17 protein-coding genes are annotated in these 16685 nt (G+C 40.0%); 13 read left to right on the plus strand and 4 right to left on the minus strand.

Features of this window, described 5'->3' with window-relative positions; genetic code table 11:
• Positions 1-315: 315 nt before the first annotated feature.
• From ACFI34_RS02275 to ACFI34_RS02335, 13 genes are all read left to right on the plus strand, one after another.
• Positions 316-579 carry a DUF4212 domain-containing protein gene (locus ACFI34_RS02275; RefSeq protein ID WP_004586074.1) on the plus strand — a complete coding sequence of 88 codons (264 nt, stop codon included), beginning with the start codon at positions 316-318 and terminating at the stop codon, positions 577-579.
• A gap of 10 nt (positions 580-589) precedes the next feature.
• Positions 590-2314 carry a sodium:solute symporter family protein gene (locus ACFI34_RS02280; protein WP_462672250.1) on the plus strand — a complete coding sequence of 575 codons (1725 nt, stop codon included), beginning with the start codon at positions 590-592 and terminating at the stop codon, positions 2312-2314.
• 105 nt (positions 2315-2419) lie between these two features.
• Positions 2420-4258: a DUF294 nucleotidyltransferase-like domain-containing protein gene (locus ACFI34_RS02285; protein WP_462672251.1), complete on the plus strand. Its 1839-nt coding sequence runs from the start codon at positions 2420-2422 to the stop codon at positions 4256-4258.
• A gap of 7 nt (positions 4259-4265) precedes the next feature.
• On the plus strand, positions 4266-4889 hold the full coding sequence (locus ACFI34_RS02290) for a 3'-5' exonuclease (protein ID WP_462672252.1): 624 nt from the start codon (positions 4266-4268) through the stop codon (positions 4887-4889).
• Between the two features lie 59 nt (positions 4890-4948).
• Positions 4949-5623: a hypothetical protein gene (locus tag ACFI34_RS02295; RefSeq protein ID WP_462672253.1), complete on the plus strand. Its 675-nt coding sequence runs from the start codon at positions 4949-4951 to the stop codon at positions 5621-5623.
• 143 nt (positions 5624-5766) lie between these two features.
• Complete coding sequence (locus ACFI34_RS02300; RefSeq protein WP_462672254.1) at positions 5767-6492, plus strand: SIMPL domain-containing protein; 726 nt, start codon at positions 5767-5769, stop codon at positions 6490-6492.
• A 26-nt stretch (positions 6493-6518) separates the two neighbouring features.
• Positions 6519-6779, plus strand: a complete 261-nt coding sequence (locus ACFI34_RS02305) for a hypothetical protein (RefSeq protein ID WP_462672255.1) — start codon at positions 6519-6521, stop codon at positions 6777-6779.
• 165 nt (positions 6780-6944) lie between these two features.
• Positions 6945-7961: an erythrose-4-phosphate dehydrogenase gene (gene epd / locus ACFI34_RS02310; protein WP_006791866.1), complete on the plus strand. Its 1017-nt coding sequence runs from the start codon at positions 6945-6947 to the stop codon at positions 7959-7961.
• 68 nt (positions 7962-8029) lie between these two features.
• Positions 8030-9205, plus strand: coding sequence for a phosphoglycerate kinase (locus ACFI34_RS02315; protein ID WP_462672256.1), 1176 nt, complete (start codon positions 8030-8032; stop codon positions 9203-9205).
• A 201-nt stretch (positions 9206-9406) separates the two neighbouring features.
• Positions 9407-10471 (plus strand): class II fructose-bisphosphate aldolase, encoded by a 1065-nt coding sequence (fba, locus tag ACFI34_RS02320; RefSeq protein WP_462672257.1) that lies wholly within the window; start codon positions 9407-9409, stop codon positions 10469-10471.
• A gap of 577 nt (positions 10472-11048) precedes the next feature.
• The gene (gene phoB, locus ACFI34_RS02325; RefSeq protein ID WP_006791869.1) at positions 11049-11738 is read left to right on the plus strand and encodes a phosphate regulon transcriptional regulator PhoB; all 690 of its coding nucleotides are present in this window, start codon (positions 11049-11051) and stop codon (positions 11736-11738) included.
• Positions 11739-11798: 60 nt separating this feature from the next.
• Positions 11799-13130, plus strand: coding sequence for a phosphate regulon sensor histidine kinase PhoR (phoR, locus tag ACFI34_RS02330; protein ID WP_462672258.1), 1332 nt, complete (start codon positions 11799-11801; stop codon positions 13128-13130).
• 90 nt (positions 13131-13220) lie between these two features.
• Positions 13221-14189, plus strand: a complete 969-nt coding sequence (locus ACFI34_RS02335; protein WP_006791871.1) for a PstS family phosphate ABC transporter substrate-binding protein — start codon at positions 13221-13223, stop codon at positions 14187-14189.
• A 70-nt stretch (positions 14190-14259) separates the two neighbouring features.
• On the opposite strand, the gene ACFI34_RS02340 is transcribed toward ACFI34_RS02335, so the two are convergent.
• The 4 genes from ACFI34_RS02340 to folK are packed head-to-tail and all read right to left on the minus strand — an operon-like array spanning position 14260 to position 16684.
• The gene (locus ACFI34_RS02340; RefSeq protein ID WP_462672259.1) at positions 14260-14496 is read right to left on the minus strand and encodes a hypothetical protein; all 237 of its coding nucleotides are present in this window, start codon (positions 14494-14496) and stop codon (positions 14260-14262) included.
• 28 nt (positions 14497-14524) lie between these two features.
• Positions 14525-15373, minus strand: a complete 849-nt coding sequence (gene panC / locus ACFI34_RS02345; RefSeq protein ID WP_006791873.1) for a pantoate--beta-alanine ligase — start codon at positions 15371-15373, stop codon at positions 14525-14527.
• Entirely contained in the window at positions 15373-16167 is a 795-nt protein-coding gene (panB, locus tag ACFI34_RS02350) for a 3-methyl-2-oxobutanoate hydroxymethyltransferase (RefSeq protein ID WP_006791874.1), read from the minus strand. The genes panC and panB overlap by 1 nt, the downstream gene beginning before the upstream one ends.
• A gap of 31 nt (positions 16168-16198) precedes the next feature.
• A complete protein-coding gene (folK, locus tag ACFI34_RS02355; RefSeq protein ID WP_058428428.1) occupies positions 16199-16684 on the minus strand; it encodes a 2-amino-4-hydroxy-6-hydroxymethyldihydropteridine diphosphokinase in 486 nt (161 codons plus the stop codon).
• Position 16685 lies beyond the last annotated feature (1 nt).

The following is a 16685-nucleotide window of genomic DNA, read 5'->3' on the forward strand; positions in this document are numbered from 1 at the left end:
GTTTAATAAAACTTAAATTTATCTTACTGAATAATAACAATAAAAAATAAAGTCGGCCGCGTATTAGACTAATGTCGCATTTGTGAGTTGCTCGGTAACTAGGCAACAAACATAGCAGGTGCTATGAACGTAACATGCTGATATTAAATAAAAAGAACAGCTTCCATCAAGCAGGTTAAATACAGTTTACGTAAACGTTAACTAGCTGTTACGACTATGGTCTCAATTCAATATGCGAGCTGCGTTGCTAAATTGATTAGCGAAGATAAAAAACCACCCATCGCGATACTGCGGTGCTTAAAGGGGAAAATAAAAATGGCTTTTAAAGACGAAGAACAAGCAAAAGCTTATTGGGCTGAAAACATTTCACTACTGTTTAAACTACTAGCAGTGTGGTTTGTGGTCTCATTTGGCTTTGGCATATTACTGGTTGATGTACTTAATGAAGTACGTTTTTTTGGGTTTAAACTTGGCTTCTGGTTCTCCCAGCAAGGCGCGATTTACACCTTTGTTGCTTTGATTTTTGTGTACGTTTTCAAAATGAATACGTTAGATAAAAAATACGGCGTAGACGAATAGGAGCTAAGCAATGGATGTTCAAACACTCACATTTATAATCGTCGGTTTAAGCTTTGCGCTTTATATCGGCATTGCAATTTGGGCCCGTGCAGGTTCAACTAACGAATTTTACGTAGCGGGCGGCGGTGTGCCTCCACTTGCTAATGGTATGGCAACCGCAGCCGACTGGATGAGCGCCGCGTCATTTATTTCTATGGCAGGCATTATTTCGTTCGCAGGGTATGATGGCGGCGTTTACTTAATGGGGTGGACAGGCGGCTATGTATTGCTCGCTATGTGTTTAGCGCCTTACTTACGTAAATTCGGCAAATTCACGGTGCCTGACTTTATTGGTGACCGTTACTACTCGCGCACAGCACGTTTAGTCGCAATTTTATGTGCCATATTCATTTGTTTTACTTACATTGCAGGGCAAATGCGCGGCGTAGGTGTTGTGTTTTCTCGCTTTTTAGAAGTAGAAATTGAAACCGGTGTTTACATTGGTATGGTGATTGTATTTTTCTATGCGGTTCTTGGCGGCATGAAGGGCATTACCTACACGCAAGTAGCGCAGTATTGTGTACTTGTATTTGCATACTTAGTTCCGGCTATTTTTATCTCAATGATGATGACGGGTCACTTTTTCCCACAAACAGGGTTTGGTGCCACATTGAGTGACGGTTCGGGTATGTATGTGCTTGATAAGCTTGATGGGTTAAGCGCAGAGTTGGGCTTTGCACAATACACCGAAGGCTCTAAAAGCATGATTGATGTATTTGCTATTACAGGTGCATTAATGGTCGGTACTGCAGGTTTACCACATGTTATTGTTCGCTTTTTCACTGTACCACGCGTGAAAGATACGCGTATTTCAGCAGCATGGACGTTAGTATTTATCGCTATTGTTTATACTACAGCACCGGCAGTTGCTTCGTTTGCACGTGTAAATATGATCGATACAATCAATGGTAAAGACGGCAGCGGCACAGCTTACGCAGAAGCACCAGCGTGGATCAAAAACTGGGAACGTACAGGCCTAATCACTTTTAATGATAAAAATGGTGACGGCAAAATGTTCTACACAGCAGGTAAAATAGAAGATCCAAATAGCGCAAATGAAGTAAAAGTAGACCGCGATATTATGGTATTGGCTAATCCTGAGATAGCTAATTTACCTGCATGGGTTGTTGCACTTGTAGCCGCAGGGGGGATTGCTGCAGCACTGTCGACAACAGCGGGTTTACTACTGGTTATTTCGACTTCTGTTTCGCACGATTTACTCAAACGTACTCTGAAACCCGATATTAGTGATAAACAAGAGCTACTAGCTGCTCGATTAGCCGCGATGATTGCCATTGTTATATCTGCATACTTTGGAATCAACCCGCCAGGCTTTGTGGCGTCGGTGGTGGCCTTTGCCTTTGGTTTAGCAGCGGCGAGTTTCTTCCCTGCAATTATTATGGGTATATTCTCTAAAACAATGAACAGAGAAGGCGCTATTGCAGGCATGATCACCGGTATTGGCTTTACAGCAGCGTATATCATCTTCTTTAAATTTGTGAGCCCAGAGCTTAACAGCCCTGAGAACTGGTTCTTAGGTATTTCGCCTGAAGGTATAGGCTTAGTTGGTATGGTTATTAACTTTGTTGTTGCTGCCGCAGTACTTAAATTTACTAAACCAACACCTGTTGAAATACAAGAAATGGTAGAAGGTATTCGTAATCCTAAAGGGTCGGCAGAAGCGCACGCGCATTAAGCCAACTCATATGTAAAGTACCAAAAGCCCGACCTTAGTCGGGCTTTTTATTTGTATAAATAATGAGTACATTGGTGCTGTGTATACTTTTTAGTGAGTGTAACAATGAGTGTAGAACAACAAGAAGTGGCCCAATATGTTTACCTTCAAGCGCCGTTCAGCATGCTTGATAACAGTGCTTGCGACTACTTTGTAAACCATATTGATGTTATTTATTTAACGCGGGAAAACCAGGCGCAGTGGCTACAGAGCGAACACCCAAAGCTTTTTTTAATTCGCTCGGGTCTTTACGATTTAGTTGATGCTAAAGGTGATGTAGTAACGCGTTTAGCGCAAGGTGATTATTTTGGTTTTCCTTCGCTTTTAACCGGTGAAGCAATTCAAAATAAATTGGCGGTTCAAAAAGAAGGCATAGTATATATGCTCAATCAAGAACACTTTGATTTTTTACGCCGAGAGTACAAACCGTTTGAGCAATATTTCGTAAGAGCTCACGCAAACCGTTTACTCTCATCACATTATAAAAGTAAAAACGACAGTTGGTCAGAGCGCAGAATATCTGAACTCATGACCCGCACAGCCATAACGCTTTCACCCGATGCCAGCATTCGACAAAGCGCTAAAAAAATGAAAGAGCACGGTGTGTCGTCAATTATGGTTATTCAACATGCCCATTTAGTTGGCGTGGTCACAGACCGTGATCTGCGCAATAGAGTGCTTGCCGACGAAGTAGACCCGCAAGAAGCGGTTAGCAGCATAATGACCACAAACCCTAAATTTATATTTGAAAATAACCGCGTGTTTTCTGCGTTGCATTTAATGCTCAAATATAATATCCACCACTTGCCAGTACTTGATGAAAGCCATAACCCGGTAGGTATGCTCACCAGTACTGATTTACTGCGCCAACAAAAAAGTGATCCTGTGCAGCTCATTGGCCGCATTTATAAAGCGCACAACGTGACCGACTTAAAACGTTACGCCAAAGAAGTACCCGATTTACTAAAGAGCTTCTCTCATAATATTGACGATATTTCACTTATTGGTAAATTACTAAGCGGGTTAACCGATGCATTAACATCGCGCTTGATCAGACTATTTCAAGAAGATCACGGCGCAGCCCCAACCAGTTTTAGTTTTATATGCTTTGGCTCACAAGCGCGCGAAGAGCAAACATTGCATTCAGATCAAGATAACGGCCTACTGCTCCCCAACGATTTAACTCAAGAGCAGCATGCTTATTTTAAACAAATGGGAGAGTTTGTTTGCGAACAACTCGTTGAATGCGGCATTAGGCGATGCCCTGGTAACATAATGGCAAGTAGTGACTTATGCCGCATGAGCGTGAACGATTGGTCGGAACGCTTCTTTAAATGGATAAAAAGCCCAACCCCCGAAGCCATGCTTAACTGTAAAATATTTTTTGATTTACGTTTTATAGAAGGTTCAAATTCGTTATATACCGCATTTTGTGAACAATTAGTGCGCATATCGCGAAACGATTTATTTTATGCAGCCATGGCTACCGACATAAATAATAACAGCGTACCCATAGGGTTATTTAACAAGTTTAAAACGCAAAAAGATGACAACAACCACAAATACATAGATTTGAAAAAACGCGGTGTGGTGATCATTAACGACATAGTGCGCTTATACGCATTAAAAGCGGGAATTAAACGGGCTAACACCCAAGAGCGCCTAGAAGCTTTATTAAAGTATAACCTCATCAACAAAGACGATATTTACAACTTAAAAGATTGTTGGCGTTTTTTAACTCAGCTGCGCTTAAGCACACAAATTAATGAAGAGGGGTTACCAAGTAACTGTATTAACCCTAATAAATTAAATTCACTAGAGTGCCATCAGTTAAAAGAAGCGTTTTATTTAGTAAAACAAGCGCAGCAAGGCGCCGCGTTTAAATTTGCACGGGGCAGTTTGTGAGGCTCTCATGGTAAAAATGTTACTTACGCGGTATATAAAGCGCCGTCAATTACTAGCAAAAAATGCATTCTCGCAGCGCTATTTGGTGATTGATTTAGAGCTTACTGGGCTTGACTCAAAACAGCACGAAATAGTGTCGGTTGCATGGGTTGTAATTGATAACCAATGTATAAAAATGAGTGAGTCGCAGCATTTTATTAATAAAGACGTAAAAAGCCTTGAACAAAGCCCGGTTTTTCATGGTATTAGTACTGACTCGGTGGCACAAGGGCAAAGCCTACAGAGTATTTTAATGTCTTTAAGCGCTCACTTTAGTGACTGCATTTTAGTATTTCATAATGCCATGCTTGACTGGGGCTTTTTAAAGTTAGCACTAAAAAATGCAGGGGTCACCCAGCGGCCTAAGCTGATCATCGATACCCTACAAATAGAAAAAAAGCGCTTACTGCAACACACAAGCGATATAAAATTAGATGATTTAACCTTAAATGAATGCCGTAACCGCTACGATTTACCAAGCTATCATTGCCATCATGCGCTTACCGATGCACAAGCCACTGCTGAGCTGTTATTGGCCCAATGCCATCAAATAGGCGCCGGTAAAGAGTTAACGTTAAGAGCACTAGTTTAACAAAGCTATTTCACTTACGTATAATTTTGTTAAACTCAATTCTTTTAAAAGGATTTATTATGGTAATTGAAGCCGCCAGTAAGTATTACAACCAGTTAAACAATGACCTCAAAGCAGTTAAAAATTACATTCACAACAATTTTGGTGTGTTTCTTACTATTCTTTACTTATTAGGTAGTTTATCAGGTGTTGTGTATCTTTACGTTTTACTTAATAACTTTTCGGTTGATGTATTCAACTTTATTGAAATAAGTGACTTTTTACTGGCACTGATTTCAAATCCTTTACTTATTACTATTTATACTACGCTCATCGTTATAACAGCTATTTATTTAAATTGGCGCTCAGGACACATGCCAGATCCTAGTAAAACAACCGTGTTAAAAAATCTTTATTATGGCTTTGGTTACCCGTTCTATTTATTAAAACCTAGTTACTCAGTAATGTTATTTTTAGCACTTATAATATCTACATACCCTACTATGTTGGCGTATTCACACAGTAAAGACATAGTAAATGAAAGAACAATGAGTTATCACTTATCATTAAATTATCCAATTGCTCAGAGTAAAGTAACTCAACTTCAAAATGTTCAAATAGTAGCCTCAACAATGGGGAATTTATTTGTTTATGATAATAAACAAGATAAGTTACTTATTATTTCACAAGAAAATATTTCAGCATTAATACCTAATGAAAATAAAGAAAAAACGGTTAGCTCAGAGTCAAAATAATAGCCTCTACATCACCCAAAAATTAGCTAATTTAATGAGGATACTCAGGCACGTAAGCATAAAATATTTAGCTGAAATATTATTAAATGTTACTTATAGGTGTAGGCATATAAGTCATAATTTCACTTTTTCAAGGAACGAATATGAAACTTATCATCGCTATTTTTATTGCCTTATTTCCACTTGTTACGTTTGCAAATTCAAGTTTGCCGCCGAATAGACATATTGCTGTCCAGGGGAAGGGTGAGGTATTAGCTAAACCAGATATAGCCAAAATTTCATTTGAGGTGGTTAGTATGAAAAAAGAATCACTTGATGCAAAACGTGATGTGGATGCTAGGGTTAATTTATTTTTAAATGGTTTAGATAAATATGGGGTCGCAGAGTCGGCAGTATCAGCCTCAAATTTATTAACTACTGCTGATATGCAATATTTAGAAAGTGGTGAAGAAAAACGGGTAGGTTACATTGCTTCGCGTTCACTCAAAGTTACTATTGATGATATTAACAAGATGAATGAAATTGTTGATTTTGCATTGAGTGTAAAAATAAATGAAGTAACTAATATAGAGTTACTGTCTTCAAAAGCCAAAGAGTTGGAAGCTCAGGCTACGCAGAATGCAGTAGAAAATGCGAAAGTTAAAGGTAAAGTACTAGCGAGTTCATTTGGTGCATCTCTTGGAAATATTTATAGTATTAATTCTAATAACAATCGCTCAAATTATGGCTATCATTCAATGTATGTTGAGCGCATTGATGTGACTGGTTCGAAAATGAGTGAGTCTCCTTTTGCAGCGGGGCGTTATTTAGAAATTTCTATAACATTTGAATCATCTATAAACGTGGTGTTTGATTTAGAGATAAAATAACAATTAGGGTATGAGGCATTAGAGAAATGGAATTAAAGTATTTTTATATTGGGTTTGGTGTCACTGCATTACTGAATCTCATTGTTAGCGTTCTTTTAATAAAGCGCGATGATTTAGAGGTTTTTCAAAAAGTGGCGCAAGTCATATTGGTCTGGTTAATTCCGTTGTTTGCTGCGGTTGGTTTGTGGTTGTTTTATCGCTCACAGGATAAGCCCAAAAGCATACCTAAAAGCTTTGGTGGAGGAACTTCCTCTGGTACGAACACACACAATGGAAGCGGGTTATAAGCAAATTTTAACGTGTATACTTTAATGCTATGTGGGGATTTTCAACGTTAATTTAAAGTTTCTAATCGCCCCCTCTTATAATCAGGCGCAAGGTCGATTACAATACAGGCATCTAAAAGGCACATAGCCTTTATCTGCACGCTAAAAGAGTGGATTTTATATTTCATGGCAATCAAACTTGCAATTAATGGTTTTGGTCGTATTGGTCGAAATATTGTCCGCGCGTTGTACGAGTCAGGTTTGAGCGACGAAATTAAAATTGTTGCCATTAACGAACTGGCTGACCCTGAAGCTATTGCTCATTTATTAAAATACGACACGTCCCACGGTCGTTTTTCTTTTCCTGTAAAACTTGGTGAAGACACCATTAGTGTTGCAGGCGATACCATTGCACTTTTTTGTGAAGAAAACCCAGTAGAATTACCTTGGCAAACCCTTGATGTAGATGTGGTACTTGAATGTACCGGTGTTTATCACTCGCGTGAGCATGCACAATTACACATTACAGCGGGCGCCAAAAAGGTGTTGTTTTCGCATCCGGCTGATAACGACGTAGATGCCACTATTGTTTACGGCATAAACGACGATGAGCTTAAAAGCGAGCACACTATTGTATCTAACGGCTCGTGTACTACAAACTGTGTAGTGCCAGTTATAAAGGTTTTAGACGATGCGTTTGGCATTGAGTCGGGTGCTATTACCACTATTCATGCATCGATGAACGATCAACAAGTGATTGACGCGTACCATCATGATTTACGCCGTACCCGCGCTGCGAGTCAGTCTATTATTCCGGTAGATACAAAACTTGCCCGCGGTATAGACCGTATATTACCTAAATTTGAAGGTCGCTTTGAGGCCATAGCTGTTCGCGTTCCAACAATTAATGTAACGGCTATGGATTTAAGTGTAACGGTTAATGCCGATGTAGATTTAAAGGCTGTTAATAATGCACTTAAAGCACAAGCAAAAGATAGACTCGAAGGTATTTTAAGCTACACCGAAGAGCCGCTTGTATCAGTTGATTTTAATCACGATCCACATTCTTGTATTATTGATGGCACACAGACACGAGTTAGTCACAAACGGCTGATAAAGTTACTTGTTTGGTGTGATAATGAGTGGGGATTTGCAAATCGTATGCTCGATACAGCGCGTGCGATGGTTGCAGTAACTCAGTAACTTTTTATATTACTATAATAATTTAAACGTATTTTTCAGGTTCAGTATCGTTAACTAAGGAGATATTCATGTCGGTCATAAAAATGGCAGATTTAGATTTAAACGGCAAACGCGTATTAATTCGTGAAGATTTAAATGTACCAGTTAAAGCAGGTAAAGTGACGTCAGATGCGCGTATTCGCGCTGCACTACCTACTATTAAATTAGCGCTTGAGAAAGGTGCTAAAGTAATGGTTATGTCACACCTTGGCCGTCCTACGGAAGGGGAATACAACGAAGAATACTCGCTTGCACCTGTAGCTGACTATTTAAACGATGCCTTAGAGCAAACAGTACGTCTTGAAAAAGACTACTTAAATGGCGTAAATGTAGCTGATAACGAAGTGGTTGTATTTGAAAACGTGCGCTTTAATAAAGGCGAGAAGAAAAACGATGAGGCGTTATCAAAACAACTTGCAGCATTATGTGATGTATACGTAATGGATGCCTTTGGTACAGCTCACCGCGCACAAGCCTCTACTCATGGCGTTGGCTTATTTGCAGATGTAGCCTGTGCAGGCCCATTACTATCGGCTGAACTTGAAGCACTAGGCAAAGCACTTGATAACCCTGCTCGCCCATTAGTGGCTATTGTGGGTGGTTCAAAAGTTTCGACTAAACTAACTGTATTAGACTCGCTTTCTAAAATTGTTGACCAGCTAGTAACTGGCGGCGGTATTGCTAATACGTTTATTGCAGCTGCAGGCAATCCGGTAGGTAAATCACTTTTTGAAGCTGATTTAATGGATGAAGCAAATCGTTTATGTGCAGCAGCTAAAGCAAACGATGGTGAAATTCCAGTTCCTACGGATGTAGTGGTAGGTAATGAGTTTTCAGAGTCAGCAGTTGCTACGCTCAAAGATGTAAGCGAAGTGACTAGCGACGATATGATTTTTGATATTGGTCCAGATACCGCCAGCCAACTTGCTAAAATTATTGCAAATGCAGGCACGGTCGTATGGAATGGTCCTGTAGGTGTATTTGAGTTTGATCAGTTTGGCAACGGCACACGTGCTATTGCTCAAGCAATTGCTAATTCAAACGCATTTTCAATTGCGGGTGGCGGTGATACCTTAGCTGCAATTGATAAATACGGCATAGCCGATAAAGTATCTTATATTTCTACCGGTGGTGGTGCGTTCTTAGAGTTTTTAGAAGGCAAAAAACTTCCAGCAGTGGAAATGCTAGAGTCGCGCGCTAAATAAATTTATTTAGCCGTGTAAGGTGAGGGGACACCCTCGCCGACAATTAGTTATTAAATACCTCTCACCCTAATTTAATAACTGATTTCGACGTAATTTTACTGCTGAGCAGTGATTTTTCGTGGTGTTATTTAAACGCCAAACTAACATATCCGTTCAAACTAGATGGCAGTGAAATGCTATCGATAAATTGGAGAATACCCAATGGCTTTAATCAGTATGCGACAACTCTTAGATCATGCAGCTGAGCATGGTTACGGCGTACCCGCTTTTAACGTGAATAACCAAGAGCAAATGCGCGCAATAATGGAAGCGGCTGACAAAACAAACAGCCCAGTAATCGTTCAAGGATCAGCAGGCGCTCGTGCTTATGCCGGTGCACCATTTATTCGCCATATGATTTTAGCAGCCGTTGAAGAATGGCCACATATCCCTGTCGTAATGCATCAAGATCACGGCACTTCGCCCGGAGTTTGTCAGCGTTCAATTCAACTTGGTTTTTCATCAGTAATGATGGATGGCTCGTTAATGAGCGATGGTAAAACGCCTTCAAGTTATGATTACAACGTTGAAGTTACTCGCGAAACAGTCGCTATGGCACATGCGTGCGGTGTATCGGTTGAGGGCGAGCTAGGTGTATTAGGTTCACTTGAAACGGGTGAAGCGGGCGAAGAAGACGGTGTAGGCGCAGAAGGCAAATTAACAACTGATCAAATGCTAACTGATCCTGAAGAAGCCGCTGACTTTGTAAATAAAACCCATGTTGATGCGCTTGCTATTGCATGTGGTACATCGCACGGGGCTTACAAATTTACGCGCCCACCAACAGATGATATTTTAGCAATTGATCGCATTAAAGCCATTCATGCACGTATTCCTAACACGCATTTAGTAATGCACGGATCGTCGTCGGTACCACAAGAATGGTTAGAGATCATAAACCAGTACGGTGGCGAAATTCCTGAAACCTACGGTGTACCAGTTGAGCAAATTGTTGAAGGTATTAAGCACGGTGTTCGTAAAGTAAATATTGATACCGATTTACGTTTAGCGTCTACCGGTGCTATTCGTCGTCATATGGCGCTTAACCCATCTAACTTTGATCCACGTAAATACCTAGCAGAAGCTACAAAAGCGATGACAGAGATTTGTGTTGCGCGTTACAACTCGTTTGGAACGGCAGGGCAGGCTGGTAAAATTAAACCAATTTCTCTTGATGACATGCACCTTAAGTACTTAAGCGGCGAGTTAGCACCACAGATTAAATAATCGATTGATTAAACAGATCAATGTGTAAAGGCCAGTAATATTATTACTGGCTTTTTTATTGCCTGCCAAGAGCAGATCATGCAATTACCAACGGTATTATTTGGGATCACTCATTTACTAACACAGGGTGTTTTGGATCATTGCTTTACTAAGTAAACGTAATTTTTAGCTTTATTTAGCATTAAAAATAATCAGATCTTTTTTATTTGTACAAACAATCAACAGCTTAACTTTTTGAGTAGGTAGAGTATTGATCTCAACATTGATCGCCTTGGTAAAAATCTGATCTTTAAAGTTAAGCTTAGTAAAATCCAGATCTATTAAAAGCTAAGTAAATACAAACTTGGTAAAGCAATGATCTGAGTATTCGATCATATTAAAAATTTAACTTCTGTAAGTACTAAAAATGTTTTTATTCAATTTTTAAAATATATAAATTTATGACAGTAATGAGGTTTTTATTATTAATTTGGCTTTTTTTTACCCCGATTTTAATTTACACGTTACACTTTCATAAAAATGTAATACTTAGTCATAATAATGAAAACTTATTCGATAGCTTAAGAGATAAATTGGAATGTCACGTAAAGTACTAGTCGTAGACGACGAAGCGCCTATCAGAGAGATGCTTGTTTTTGTATTAGAGCAAAATGGATTTCAGGCAATTGAAGCTGAAGATTATGATTCTGCTATTGCTGCAATGGTTGAGCCTTACCCTGATATGGTATTGCTTGATTGGATGTTGCCTGGCGGAAGCGGTATTCAAATTGCTAAAAAGTTTAAGCAAAACGAACATACGCGCCAAATACCTATTATTATGCTTACAGCACGCGGTGAAGAAGAAGACAAAGTACGCGGCTTAGAAGTAGGCGCTGACGACTACGTAACTAAACCGTTTTCGCCAAAAGAATTAATGGCGCGTATTAAAGCGGTTATTCGTCGTGTGTCGCCAACCTCTTTAGAAGAAGCGATTGAAGTGCATGGCTTGCGTTTAGACCCTATTTCCCACCGTGTTACTTCTGAAGGAAATGAGCTTGATATGGGCCCTACTGAATTTAGGCTCCTTCACTTTTTCATGACTCACCCAGAACGGGTTTACAGCCGTGAACAATTGTTAGATCATGTGTGGGGAACCAATGTGTACGTTGAAGACCGCACTGTTGATGTTCACATTCGCCGTTTACGCAAAGCAATTGGCCCGTTAGGACACGATCGTCTGGTTCAAACAGTTCGTGGTGCAGGGTACCGTTTTTCAAGTAAACTATAACCTAGTTAAACACCAGCTTAGTTTTATACGTGTATAACTACTCTAAGGTAAAGTGAGTGTATGTATCGAGTTGTTAATAAGCAGGCGTTAATAAAACGTCTGTTTATCTATTTTTTACCCTTACTATTAATTGGTGTGCTAGTTGGCGCACCTTTTTTGCTTTTATTTTTAGGCTCCTTTTCACTTCTTGTTTGGCATTATCATCAATTATACCGTTTAAGCGATTGGCTTTTAAATCAGCGCAGTTTTAACCCGCCTGAAGGCGAAGGTGCATGGGAGCAAGTGTTTGAAGGCATTTATCATCTACAACACCGTAACCGAAAAAAACGCAATGAATTGGCCGATTTAATTAGGCGATTTCGTGATGGGGCCGAAGCGGTACCCGATGCCGTTATTGTGCTTCAAACCGATTTAAGCATTGTGTGGTGTAATCAACTGGCGCTTAAAGTGTTAGGGCTGCAGTGGCCAACCGATCATGGGCAGCGCTTAGATAACTTAATACGCGAACCTAAGTTTGCAAAATATATGCACAAAGGTGATTTTGACGAAGCACTAGAACTAGATAATGGCCATGCTATTGAGCAAGTGCTTGAGTTTAGGGTAATGCCCTATGCAACTACGCAGTTAATGGTTGTGGTGCGCGACGTAACCCGTTTAAAGCAGCTTGAACAAATGCGTAAAGACTTTGTTGCTAATGTATCGCATGAGCTTCGTACGCCGCTTACGGTGGTTACAGGCTACCTTGAAATGATGGACAGCGACAACTTACCGCCTCCTGCAATGTGGAATAAAGCACAAACGACCATGCTTGAGCAGTGTAAACGTATGGACAGTTTGGTCAGCCAGTTATTATCCCTTTCCCGTATAGAAGGCTCACGCCGACAAGATAACGATAAAGCAATTAATGTACCTCAGTTACTTGGCTATATTCAAACAGAAGCCCAGTCTATTAATCAAGACAAAGGCCACGAATTACTATTTGATATAGATAACACACTCGACATAAAAGGCTCTGAAGATGAGCTGCGTAGTGCGTTTTCTAATTTAGTCTTTAACGCTATTCATTACACTAAACCCGGCGGAAAAATACAGGTTAGCTGGCTTCGTAAAAATAATATGGCTTGTTTTACTGTTATTGATAACGGTGATGGCATTGCTGCAGAGCATATTAATCGACTGACTGAGCGGTTTTATCGTGTTGATAAAGCACGAAGCAGAACCACTGGTGGGTCTGGTTTAGGCTTGGCAATTACAAAGCATGTGTTAACACGCCACGATAGTAAATTAAATATCACCAGTGAAGTTGGAAAGGGTTCTTGTTTTTCTTTTTGTTTTTCAATAGATAAGATAGTTGAACCCCAAAATAAACAACATGTTTTGGTAAAGTCATAAAAGTGTCATTTAAGAGTCATATCATTGTCATGTACTCACTTTAGAGTGGGCAGCAGTTAGAAAATGGGACGAACAAATCGGAGAACCCACATGAAATTTAAAAATTTAGTTGCCGCAATGGGTGTGGCTGTTACAACTTTCGTATCTGCTCAAGCAGTGGCTTTAGATCAAGACATTCCTGAGTATCAAAAAATCAGCGGTGTATCAGGCAACTTTTCATCAGTAGGTTCTGACACTTTAGCTAACATGATGACCTTTTGGGCTGAAGAGTACAAACGTATTTACCCAAATGTAAACATTCAAATTCAAGCGGCAGGTTCTTCTACAGCGCCTCCAGCATTAACCGAAGGTACTGCTAACCTAGGTCCAATGAGCCGCGCAATGAAATCAAAAGAAATCGAAGCGTTTGAAAAGCGTTACGGTTACAAACCAACAGCAGTTCGCGTAGCTATTGATGCACTTGCTGTTTATGTACACAAAGATAACCCAATTGAAGGTCTTCGTATTGACCAAGTTGATGCTATTTTCTCATCAACTCGTAAATGTGGTGCGTCAGAGCAAGTTAACCGTTGGAGCGATGTAGGCCTTGAAGGTAGCTGGGCAGCACGCGATATTCAATTATACGGCCGTAACTCTGTATCAGGTACTTACGGTTACTTTAAGAAAAAAGCACTGTGTAAAGGTGACTTCCGTAATAACGTAAATGAACAACCGGGTTCTGCATCTGTAGTACAATCAATTTCATCTTCACTGAACGCAATTGGCTACTCAGGTATTGGTTACAAAACGTCAGGTGTACGTACTGTTCCATTATCTAAAAAAGGCACTAACTTTGTAGATGCAACACTTGATAATGTTGCGCAAGGTAAATACCCACTTTCTCGCTTTTTATACGTGTACGTTAACAAGCACCCAAATAAAGCCTTGTCTCCGATGGAAGCTGAATTCTTAAAAATGATTCTATCAAAAGACGGTCAACAAATTGTAGAAAAAGATGGTTATGTTCCTCTTTCTGCAAAGCTAGTTGAAGTAGAGCTTAAAAAGCTAGGTTTAAAATAATAAACCTAAGCAAAAAAAAACCGCTCATTGAGCGGTTTTTTTTGTGCTTAAAATTAAACATTTTAGTGAATTAAATACCACCTAACTTTTCAGCACGTGCTTTACATTGATTGTATGTTTCTACACATTTAGCAGAACATACTTGTTGCTTAAGCCCTTCAGCTGTTGTTTGTTGCTCGCAGGTGCTTTCGCAGCGAAAGTTTTGTTGAGCACATTGGTTCATCTCGGCATTTTCAACATGGTTTTGACAACCGGCTAAAACAAAAAAAGTGAGGGCAACTACGCTTATTTTTATTAATATATGCATTTTAAATCCTTAAAGTGAGCTCAATAAATTAAATATCGACCTGCATGTTGTCAATTAATCTCACAGAGCCTAAAAAGGCGGCGGCTAAAATAACAAAATGGTTATCATCGAGTGTAGCAGTTTTTAAGGTATCTCGTTGAGCTATCTCAAAATAGTCTGGCTTTAAGCCTGCTTGCTCTAGGCTTTGCTTAGCATGTGTTTTAAGCGAAGTGAAATCTTTATTCCCTTGCTTAAGCTGCTCGGCACACTGGCCTAGCGCTTTAAATAAAGCAGTTGCTGTTGTTTTTTGCTCTGCTGATAGGTAGCCATTACGTGAGCTCATAGCAAGCCCTGATACTTCACGCATGGTGGGTACACCAATAATTTCAACAGGCATAGATAGGTCGCGGGCCATCGTTTTAATCACTTGCAGTTGCTGAAAGTCTTTTTCACCAAAGCAAGCGTAGTCAGGTTGCACTAGGTTAAATAGCTTAGTCACAACAGTTGCAACGCCTTTAAAGTGCCCAGGGCGCGAACCACCACAGTAACCAAGCGACACGCCTGGTACGTCAACAAAGCTTTGCTCACCAAGCCCATTTGGATAAATTGTGCTTACACTTGGTGTAAATACAATATCAGTACCTAATTCTGCAAGGCCTTGTTTGTCCTCTGATAATGTACGTGGGTAGTTATCTAAATCTTCGTTAGCGCCAAATTGCATTGGGTTTACAAAAATACTAACAACCACTTTATCAGCTAAAGTTTTTGCTTTTTCAACGAGTGAAAAGTGTCCTCGGTGTAAATTGCCCATTGTTGGGACAAACGCCACACTCAAGCCCGCTTGTCGCCATGCTTTAATTTGACTACGTAATGATTTAATTTCAGTAATTGACTGCATTATTTAAACTCATGTTCAGCACTTGGAAAAGCGCCACTTTTTACATCGGTACAATATTTTTGAACGGCCGCTGGCATGTTGCCAGTTTCTAATAAAAAGTTTTTTGAAAATTTTGGAATATAACCTGCCGAAATACCCACAAGGTCGTGCATTACTAATATTTGACCATCGGTCACATTACCAGCACCAATGCCAATGGTTGGAATACTAAGCGCATCAGTAATACGTTTTGCCAATGCACTCGGGATACACTCAAGTACTAATAATTGTGCGCCAGCGGCTTCCAGTGCTTTTGCATCATCAATCATTTTTTGTGCTTTGTCTTCTTCGCGCCCTTGGATTTTAAAGCCGCCAAATACGTGCACAGATTGAGGGGTAAGGCCTAAGTGCCCACACACAGGAATACCTTGTTGAGTAAGCGCTTTAATACTGTCGTAAAGCCATTCGCCACCTTCAAGTTTAACCATGTTTGCACCAGCGCGCATAAGTTCTGCGGCATTTTTACACGTGTCGTTAACGCTTGAATATGTCATAAATGGCATGTCAGCAATAACAAATAATTCACGGCTTCCTGCACGCACACAGCGCGTATGGTAAGCAATATCTTGGTTGGTTACGCCAAGCGTATCATCACCGCCTTGCAGCACCATACCTAATGAATCACCGACTAAAATAACGTTAACGCCATTATCATGAAATAACTTTGCAAAGCTTGCATCGTAAGCAGTTAATGCTGTGATTTTGTTATTTTCTGCTTTCATTTTATTTAAAGTAGAAACGGTTATTTTAGACATAATATTCCTCGCAGGCATAAGCCTTGGTTAATTACAGAGGTAATTGTTGTAAGTCGTTGAGCGGTAAATTAGTTGCAATGGTTTTTAGTGCAATGCCGCTGGGTAAAATAAGTTCTGGCGCAAGTTCAAGCAGTGGATACACCACAAACTCGCGTTCGTTCAAGCCATAATGGGGCACAGTTAAGCGTGCAGTATTAATAATTTTATTACCAAACAAAAGGGTATCTATGTCTAGCGTTCGAGGACCCCAACGTTCAGCTTTTCTAACACGGCCGTGCTCTAGTTCAATTTTTTGTGTTAAATCAAGTAGCTGTTCTGGTTCAAGATGGGTATTAATACATGCAACTGCGTTAATGTAGTCGGGTTGGTCTTGCGGTCCCATAGGTTTACTTGCGTAATAGTGAGACACGCTTACAAACTCGCTATGCGGCAGTTTTTTAAGTGCCGCAATCGCGTTATCAAGCTGTTGTTTAGGCGAGTTTAAGTTAGCACCTAACCCTAAATAAACACAGTTCATG

This window comes from Pseudoalteromonas sp. PSi26, from assembly GCF_054960575.1.

Coding starts and splice junctions, on each gene's coding strand:
- ACFI34_RS02275 (WP_004586074.1), top strand. CDS start 316: ATGGCTTTTAAAGACGAAGAACAAGCAAAAGCTTATTGGGCTGAAAAC.
- ACFI34_RS02280 (WP_462672250.1), top strand. CDS start 590: ATGGATGTTCAAACACTCACATTTATAATCGTCGGTTTAAGCTTTGCG.
- ACFI34_RS02285 (WP_462672251.1), top strand. CDS start 2,420: ATGAGTGTAGAACAACAAGAAGTGGCCCAATATGTTTACCTTCAAGCG.
- ACFI34_RS02290 (WP_462672252.1), top strand. CDS start 4,266: ATGGTAAAAATGTTACTTACGCGGTATATAAAGCGCCGTCAATTACTA.
- ACFI34_RS02295 (WP_462672253.1), top strand. CDS start 4,949: ATGGTAATTGAAGCCGCCAGTAAGTATTACAACCAGTTAAACAATGAC.
- ACFI34_RS02300 (WP_462672254.1), top strand. CDS start 5,767: ATGAAACTTATCATCGCTATTTTTATTGCCTTATTTCCACTTGTTACG.
- ACFI34_RS02305 (WP_462672255.1), top strand. CDS start 6,519: ATGGAATTAAAGTATTTTTATATTGGGTTTGGTGTCACTGCATTACTG.
- epd (WP_006791866.1), top strand. CDS start 6,945: ATGGCAATCAAACTTGCAATTAATGGTTTTGGTCGTATTGGTCGAAAT.
- ACFI34_RS02315 (WP_462672256.1), top strand. CDS start 8,030: ATGTCGGTCATAAAAATGGCAGATTTAGATTTAAACGGCAAACGCGTA.
- fba (WP_462672257.1), top strand. CDS start 9,407: ATGGCTTTAATCAGTATGCGACAACTCTTAGATCATGCAGCTGAGCAT.
- phoB (WP_006791869.1), top strand. CDS start 11,049: ATGTCACGTAAAGTACTAGTCGTAGACGACGAAGCGCCTATCAGAGAG.
- phoR (WP_462672258.1), top strand. CDS start 11,799: ATGTATCGAGTTGTTAATAAGCAGGCGTTAATAAAACGTCTGTTTATC.
- ACFI34_RS02335 (WP_006791871.1), top strand. CDS start 13,221: ATGAAATTTAAAAATTTAGTTGCCGCAATGGGTGTGGCTGTTACAACT.
- ACFI34_RS02340 (WP_462672259.1), bottom strand. CDS start 14,496: ATGCATATATTAATAAAAATAAGCGTAGTTGCCCTCACTTTTTTTGTT.
- panC (WP_006791873.1), bottom strand. CDS start 15,373: ATGCAGTCAATTACTGAAATTAAATCATTACGTAGTCAAATTAAAGCA.
- panB (WP_006791874.1), bottom strand. CDS start 16,167: ATGTCTAAAATAACCGTTTCTACTTTAAATAAAATGAAAGCAGAAAAT.
- folK (WP_058428428.1), bottom strand. CDS start 16,684: ATGAACTGTGTTTATTTAGGGTTAGGTGCTAACTTAAACTCGCCTAAA.